Annotated in this window: 4 protein-coding genes, 1 tRNA gene and 1 pseudogene; 3 read left to right on the plus strand and 3 right to left on the minus strand. The window is 71.5% G+C overall.

The window, feature by feature from the left end:
• The first annotated feature begins 82 nt into the window (after positions 1 to 82).
• Both AB0I76_RS03075 and AB0I76_RS03080 read left to right on the plus strand, forming a co-directional pair.
• Positions 83 to 1,336 (plus strand): Ig-like domain-containing protein, encoded by a 1,254-nt coding sequence (locus AB0I76_RS03075; RefSeq protein ID WP_357029147.1) that lies wholly within the window; start codon positions 83 to 85, stop codon positions 1,334 to 1,336.
• Positions 1,337 to 1,491: 155 nt separating this feature from the next.
• The gene (locus AB0I76_RS03080) at positions 1,492 to 2,769 is read left to right on the plus strand and encodes an Ig-like domain-containing protein (protein WP_357029150.1); all 1,278 of its coding nucleotides are present in this window, start codon (positions 1,492 to 1,494) and stop codon (positions 2,767 to 2,769) included.
• A 53-nt stretch (positions 2,770 to 2,822) separates the two neighbouring features.
• Here the strand turns inward: AB0I76_RS03080 and AB0I76_RS03085 are convergent.
• Both AB0I76_RS03085 and orn read right to left on the minus strand, forming a co-directional pair.
• Positions 2,823 to 2,895 (minus strand) — tRNA-His (locus AB0I76_RS03085).
• A gap of 116 nt (positions 2,896 to 3,011) precedes the next feature.
• Positions 3,012 to 3,608 (minus strand): oligoribonuclease, encoded by a 597-nt coding sequence (gene orn, locus AB0I76_RS03090; RefSeq protein ID WP_357029152.1) that lies wholly within the window; start codon positions 3,606 to 3,608, stop codon positions 3,012 to 3,014.
• A gap of 67 nt (positions 3,609 to 3,675) precedes the next feature.
• Here orn and AB0I76_RS03095 point away from each other — a divergent pair, with 67 nt between their 5' ends.
• Positions 3,676 to 4,944, plus strand: a complete 1,269-nt coding sequence (locus AB0I76_RS03095; RefSeq protein ID WP_357029155.1) for a glycosyltransferase family 87 protein — start codon at positions 3,676 to 3,678, stop codon at positions 4,942 to 4,944.
• 118 nt (positions 4,945 to 5,062) lie between these two features.
• On the opposite strand, the pseudogene AB0I76_RS03100 reads toward AB0I76_RS03095, so the two are convergent.
• Positions 5,063 to 5,545 (minus strand): annotated as a pseudogene (locus AB0I76_RS03100) (hypothetical protein); the annotation flags it as partial.
• Positions 5,546 to 6,351 lie beyond the last annotated feature (806 nt).

The raw sequence follows: 6,351 nt of genomic DNA on the forward strand, positions 1-6,351 counted from the left end.
CTCGCTCGCACCGCGACGGGGCACTGAGGGACGGCGGCCATGCGGCACGATGTCCGCCAGGCACGCGAGAACAGAGGTGGGGATGGGCAGGTTCACGCGGTCCGGGGCGATGGTGGGCGCCCTGGCACTGGCGGCGACGCTGGCACTGGGCGGCTGCGGCGCGGAGAAGAAGGAAGCGGAGTTCGTCAGCGGCGGCACGCCGGTCACGAACGCGCCGACCGAGTCCGCCGCCCCCGCCGAGCCCAACGGCCCACCGCTGGCGGTGACACCGGCCGACGGCGCGAAGGACCGCCCCGCCAGCGTGGAGATCGGGGCCGACCTGCCCGACGGCGCGAAGGTGTCGAGTGTCACGCTCGCCGCCGCCGACGGCGGGACGGTGGAGGGCAGGCTGCGCGCCGACGGATCCTCCTGGGTCCCGTCCGCACCCCTGAAGTACGGCACCCGCTACACCGCCACCGTCACCGCGACGCGGGCCGACGGCACGAGCAGCGAGGGCACCAGCACCTTCACCACGATGAAGAAGCCCAGCAGATTGATCAACTCGGGCCTCTACCTCTTCGACGACAAGACGTACGGCGTGGCCATGCCGGTGGTGACCGAGTTCCACCCGGGCATTCCGGAGAAGGACCGGGCGGCGGTCCAGCGGCGGATGTTCGTGCGGACCGACCCGCCGCAGCCGGGTGCCTGGCACTGGGTGTCCAACGGCACGCAGGCCTACTACCGGGCCCGGGAGTACTGGAAGCCGGGCACGACGATCAGCGTGCGGATCGCCCTGGCCGGCATCCCGCTGAGCAACGGCCGGTACGGCAACGTCGACCGTACGGCGACCGCGAAGATCGGCCGGGCCTTCGAGATGAAGGTCGACAACGCCACCAAGAAGATGACCGTCCTGGAGGACGGTCAGGTGGTCCGGACCGTGCCGGTGAGCCTGGGCAAGAAGAAGACCCCCTCCTCCAGCGGCACGATGGTGGTGATGGAGAAGCTGGAGTCGACCGTCTTCGACACCCGGGACGATCCCGACCCGGAGAACCGCTACGTCACCGAGATCGACTACGCCCAGCGGCTCACCTGGGGTGGCGAGTACATCCACGCGGCACCGTGGTCGGAGCACGTGCAGGGTCGGCAGAACGTCTCGCACGGCTGCGTCAACGTCTCCACCGCGCACGCCCGCTGGCTGTTCCAGAAGACCATCGTCGGCGACCCGATCACCATCGAGGGCACCGAGCGTCAGCTCGCCGCCGGTAACGGGTGGACGGCCTGGAGCCTGAGCTGGGCGGAGTTCGTCAAGGGCAGCGCCCTGCCGGTGCCCGAGGGTGGTTCCGGCCCGGCGTTCTGACCGATCGCCGACTGTCGACCCGTACGCTCCGCGCGAGGTGCCAGAATTCGGACATCTCGCTCGGAGTGTTTCGGTTCACCTTCCGGAACGGGTACCTGTCCTGGCACGTCTGTGAGGCACCATGGGCAACCAGGCACCACGACTGTGAGGGAATCATGCGAGCTGTCTCCGACCAGCGGAACCGGCACCGCGGGCGACGCCGTGCACTCGCGGCGGGCCTGCTCGCCGCGGTACTCACCGTCACCGCCGCCTGTACCTCCGACGGTGGCACGTCACCCAACTGGCAGGGCGGCGGCGACGCGCCGGCGAGCGCGCCGAAGGCCGCCGCGACCATCGTCGAGCCGGCCGCCGACGCGAAGGACGTCCCCGCCTCCACGGGCATCACCTTCACCACGAAGGACGCCCAGGAGACGACCGTCGAGCTGAAGGACTCGGCCGGCACGGCCGTCGAGGGCACGCCGGCGGCGGACGGCGGCAGCTGGCTGCCGACCGGCGCGCTGGAGTACGGCGAGACGTACACCGCCACGGTGACGGCGACCGGCGACGACGGCAGGCCCGCCACGGCCACGAGCACCTTCACCACGATGGCGAAGCCGGCCAACCAGGTACGGGTGAGCAGCTTCCTCGGCGACGGCCAGGTGGTGGGCGTCGGCATGCCGCTGATCGTCAAGTTCAGCCGGGACATCCCGGAGGACCACCGGGACGACGTGCAGCGCCGGATGACGGTCACGTCGACCCCGGCCCAGGAGGGCATCTGGCACTGGGTCAGCCCGACCGAGATCCGCTACCGCCCGAAGGAGTTCTGGAAGGCGAACAGCACGGTGGAGTACCGGATCCAGGCCGGCGGCCTGCCCCTGGGCGACGGCTGGTACGGCCGCGCCGACCTGAACGTCGACATCAAGGTCGGTCCGGCGGTCGTTATGACGGTGGACAACAGGACGAAGCGGATGACCGTCACCAAGGACGGTTCCGTGATCAAGACGATCCCGGTCAGCCTGGGCAAGAAGACCACGCCGTCGTCCAGCGGCACCATGGTGGTGATCGAGAAGCTGCGCAAGACGGTCTTCGACACGTTGGAGGAGCTGGGCCCCGTGGACGGCTACCGCACGAAGATCGACTACGCGCAGCGGCTGACCTGGGGTGGCGAGTTCATCCACGCCGCGCCGTGGTCGGAGGGGCAGCAGGGCCGGGTCAACGTGTCGCACGGCTGCGTGAACGTCTCGATGGCCAACGGGGCGTGGCTCTTCGCGAACACCCGCGTCGGCGACCCGATCACGGTCAAGGGCACCGAGCGGAAGCTGCAGAACGGCAACGGCTGGACCGACTGGAACATGAGCTGGGAGGAGTACGTCAAGGGCAGCGCCCTGCCGTACGAGCCGGCGTCGGCCGAGCCGACGGCGAGCGCCGACCCGGACGTCAGCCCGACGCCCTGACGGGTGACAACGACGAAGGCCCCCTCCAGGCGGAGGGGGCCTTTCGTTCACCGGGTGACTGATGGGAATTGAACCCACGACAACCGGGACCACAACCCGGTGCTCTGCCAACTGAGCTACAGCCACCATGCCGTCCGCCCCGGTCGATCGCCCCCGGGCGGGTGCGGAGAAATCATAACCCCACGACCGGCGGACCCGTCCACCGGGTTACCGCCACCCCGGCTTCGGGCGGGACGGCGGCCTCAGAGCTCGGCGGCGATCGCCCTGGCGGTCTCCACGTCGGGGCCGGGCAGCGGCACGAAGAGGGTGCGCCGGTAGTACTCCAGCTCCCGGATGCTCTCCCGGACGTCCGCGAGGGCCCGGTGGGCGAGGCCCTTCTGCGGCTGGCCGAAGTACACGCGCGGGTACCAGCGCCGGCACAGCTCCTTGATCGACGACACGTCGATCATGCGGTAGTGCAGGTGGGCGTCGAGGCGGGGCATGTCCCGGGTGATGAATCCCCGGTCGGTGGCGATCGAGTTCCCGCACAGCGGGGCGGTACGCGGATCCTTGACGTGGCTGGTCACGTACTCCATGACCAGGTCCTCCGCCTCGGCGAGCGTGACCGTGGACCGGCGGACCTCCTCGGTCAGGCCCGACTTGGCGTGCATGGTGCGGACGATCTCCGGCATCGCGTCCAGCGCCGCCTCGTCGGCGTGGATCACCACGTCGACGCCCTCACCGAGCACGTTGAGATCGGGGTCGGTGACCAAGGCGGCCACCTCGATCAGCTTGTCCCGCCCGAGGTCGAGCCCGGTCATCTCACAGTCGATCCACACGAGAAGATCAGCCACCGGCACAGCCTACGCGCAGCCCACCGGCCGCGCGCCGCGCACCGACCCGGAGGCCGCCCGCTAGGGTTTCCCCGTGCCAGCCGAACCCGTCGCACCACCCGCCACCACCGACGAGGGCCACGGCGGCCGTACGGTCCGTCGACTCGTCACCGTGCTGGCGCTCGCGGCCGTGCTGCCGGCGCTGTATCTGCCCAACCTGAAGCACGACTTCTTCGACCTGAAGATCTACATGTCGGCCATGGACTGGTGGCGGGCGGGCAACCCCCTCTACGACTACGTCCAGCCGGACCGGGTGCAGGGTGAGCTGTACTTCACCTACCCACCGTTCAGCGCCCTGCTGCTGTGGCCGTTCGCCCTGTTCAGCGTGACGGCCACCGCGTGGATCTTCTCGATCCTCACCGTGGTCGCGGTCGTGGTCACCACCCGCTGGCTGCTCGACGGCGTGATCGACCGGCACCACCTGCCCCGAATGTTCACGCTCACCGTGGCGGTGCTGCTGGTGCTCGCTGTGGAGAGCACCCGCGAGACGATCACCTTCGGTCAGATCAACATGCTGCTGGTCGTGCTGATCCTGGCCGACCTGCTCTTCGCCGTACCGAAGGCGCGGCGCTGGGCCGGTGTGGGCATCGGCCTGGCGACGGCGCTCAAGCTCTTCCCGGGCATCTTCATCGTCTACCTGCTGGCCTGCCGACGCTGGCGGGCGGCGGCGGTGGCCAGCGCCACGGCGGCCGTCGCGACGCTGCTCGCGGCGGCGGTCGCGCCGCGCGACTCGTGGCGGTTCTGGACGCACGAACTGTGGGCGACCGAGCGGGTGGGCCGCACCGACTACACCGGCAACCAGTCGCTGTTCGGGCTGCTGAGCCGGATCACCGCACCGGAGAGGCCCGACCGGCTGCTCTGGCTGGTGCTGGTCGCGGCCATCGCCGCGTACGGGCTGTGGCGGGCCGCGCGGGCCGCCCGGGCCGGTGACCCACTGGTCGGCCTCACCCTGACCGGCCTGGTCGGTGCGCTCATCAGCCCGATCACCTGGACCCACCACATCTACTGGTTCATCCCGGCGGTGGTGGTGCTGGCCGACGCGGCCCTGGACTCCGACGCGGCGACCCCGTCCGGCGCGCGCCGCCGCCGCCGGCTCACGGTGTCCGCCGCCGCCGTCTCCGCGATCATCGTGTACGGGGTGGTGTCGTTCTACGACTGGGGCGTCGCGCTCGCCCCCACCGACTCGCCGGGCGAGTTCCTGCTCCGCAACGTGTACGTGCTGCTGAGCCTCGTGCTGCTGGCGACCCTTCCGATCCGGACCCGGACCGAGAAGTTGCACCAAATGGACAGTCTTCCCGGCTAACCCGCAATGGCGCTAATCTGGTCTCAACTACCTCAAGCATCTCGCGGGTAGACACCGATCCCCCGGTGGAGGCGGCCCTCCGCGTCGGCAGCGCGGAGGGCCGTCGACGTCTCTCCTGTCAGCGCGGACCGTCCGGAACGGCGGGGCGGAGCCGCGCCTCCGCCGACTCCGCCGGGTCGCGCGGGGCCGGACCGGTCGGCGGGTCGGTCGGGGCGGGCTCCCTCGGCGGCCAGGGGAGCGCCGGGTGGGGGACGAGATCCGCGAGTGTCGTGGGGCGGTGGGCCGGCGCCGGGCCGATAGCGGGACGCGGCCGTTCCGCCGCACCGACCGTCACCAACTGCCGGGCGGAGACCGCCGGGCGGTCGCTGTCCCGGGTGGGCTGCGCGCCCAGCCCGGTGAGCGACGTCACGCCGAGCCGACCGGCCAGCACCGGGACCTGGTCCGGCTCGACCACGAACACCACCTCGCGGGGCCGGACCGGGCGCAGCAGCAGGAGGATGGCCAGCACGACGAGCAGCGCACCGCCGGTGAGCAGGCCCGCCATCGCCGGAGAGGTCCAGCCGGACCGCCACTCCGCCCGCAGGTCCAGGGTCACGTCGGCCCGCCCGTCGGGGCGCATCACGACCAGGCTGAGCTGCCGGCCGGCCAGGTCGCGCGGGGACCATTCCAGTGCTCCCGTCCCCTCGCGTACCCAGAAGGGTCGGCCGACCGGCGGAACCGCCGCCACGGACGCGGTCGCGGGCCCGGCCGGCTCCAGGCGGACCGGCAGCGGTCCCCGGGACAGCGCCACCCGGCGGACCTCGGCGTGGGCCACCGGGTCCAGCCAGCGCCGGACCTCGTCGGTGGGTGCCAGGCCCACGAACGCGGGGCCGTCCGGCGTGCGCGCCGCGACGCGCAGCAGGGACGACCCGGCACGGGCGAAGGGCGCCTCGGTACGCAGCAGCGCGTCCACGTCCGTGACGACGATCGCGTGCCCCGGTGTGTGGACCGTCTCGAAGCGGGCGGCGAAGGTGCCTCCCGGGTCGGCGTGCCGGGTGAGTTGCCAGAGCGCCCCACCGGCGATCAGTGCCGAGATCCCAACCACCAACAGCAGCGTTCCGACCAGCGCCCGCACGAACCGCATTCGCCTTGTCCCCCTCCGTAGCGGATACCCGGCCGACCATACCGAGGCGAAGCCGCGGATCAGCGCATATCAGGCGGCAACGGGGAGAAAGGCGACCGGCCCGGCGGGAAGGATCCCAACGGACCGGCGCATCAGGCGCGGGGTCACGGCCTCGGCGTGGACTCCCGGCGCGTACGCGCGAACGCGAGCCCGCCCAGCAGCAGCCCGCCGAGCCCGGCGGCGAGACCGGCGGTCCCGAGACCGGTGGCCAGGCCGGTGTCCCCGGCGTCGTCGTCATCGTCGTC

Source organism: Micromonospora sp. NPDC049799, from assembly GCF_040656655.1.
GTDB lineage: Bacteria > Actinomycetota > Actinomycetes > Mycobacteriales > Micromonosporaceae > Micromonospora.

What these genes read in the sequence shown, in the direction of transcription:
- AB0I76_RS03075 (WP_357029147.1), top strand. Translation starts at nt 83, where the DNA reads ATGGGCAGGTTCACGCGGTCCGGGGCGATGGTGGGCGCCCTGGCACTG.
- AB0I76_RS03080 (WP_357029150.1), top strand. Translation starts at nt 1,492, where the DNA reads ATGCGAGCTGTCTCCGACCAGCGGAACCGGCACCGCGGGCGACGCCGT.